This is a genomic window from Campylobacter sp. IFREMER_LSEM_CL1846, from assembly GCF_025772105.1.
Taxonomy (GTDB): domain Bacteria; phylum Campylobacterota; class Campylobacteria; order Campylobacterales; family Campylobacteraceae; genus Campylobacter_D; species Campylobacter_D lari_D.
Window position 1 is genome coordinate 1 of record NZ_JAKMRM010000033.1, and the last position, 661, is coordinate 661.

Below are 661 nucleotides of genomic sequence, written 5' to 3' on the forward strand. Positions count from 1 at the left end.
AGAGATGATTTTACCTTTGATTCTTTCATTAAGCTTGCTTTCTATAAAATAATCTTTTATAGTAGTTTTATTCTTTATTATATACTTACCTAATGTTCCTAAGGCTATGTTTATTTGCACACTATCTTCAAATTCTTGTTGGGGTACATAAGCTGTTGCAGCAGGATAGCCATTAACTTGGAAATAATAAGCAATGATATTAGATATATCTTGTAAATCTTGTAAGCTAAATTTTCTAGTACTAAACTCACTAATGAGTATTTGTAAATCTTCTTCTTTAATACCTAGCTTTTCAAAGCTAGTGTTTTCATTAGTGATAACAAATTTGTATTTGGTTATTACTTGTTTAGTGGTGGTAGTATTAGTTTGATTACTTGAGTTAGTAGAGTTAGTGTTAGAACTATTATTGTTTTGATTGTTAGTTTCCTCGTTAGTTTCATTTTCTTGATTGAGTTTTTCTTTTAATTCTTTCTTTTTTTCTTCAAAGTCTTTTTTAGCTTCTTGAGCTTTTTTATAATCATCTTTGGTTTTTAGATTTTCTTTGATAGCTTTGTTTTGAGGGAGGTTTCTATCAGGGGATAGTTCTATAACCTTTTCTATATCATTTTTAGCTATGGTAATACTTCCATTATTAGCATAGACTAAAGAGCTAATTGCTATA

The 661-nt window shown here is 27.8% G+C and carries 1 protein-coding gene; it reads right to left on the reverse strand.

Going from position 1 to position 661, the window contains the following annotated elements:
• Nucleotides 1-661 (reverse strand): POTRA domain-containing protein (locus L8W40_RS08015; RefSeq protein WP_412175465.1); only part of this gene is annotated, 661 nt, incomplete at both ends.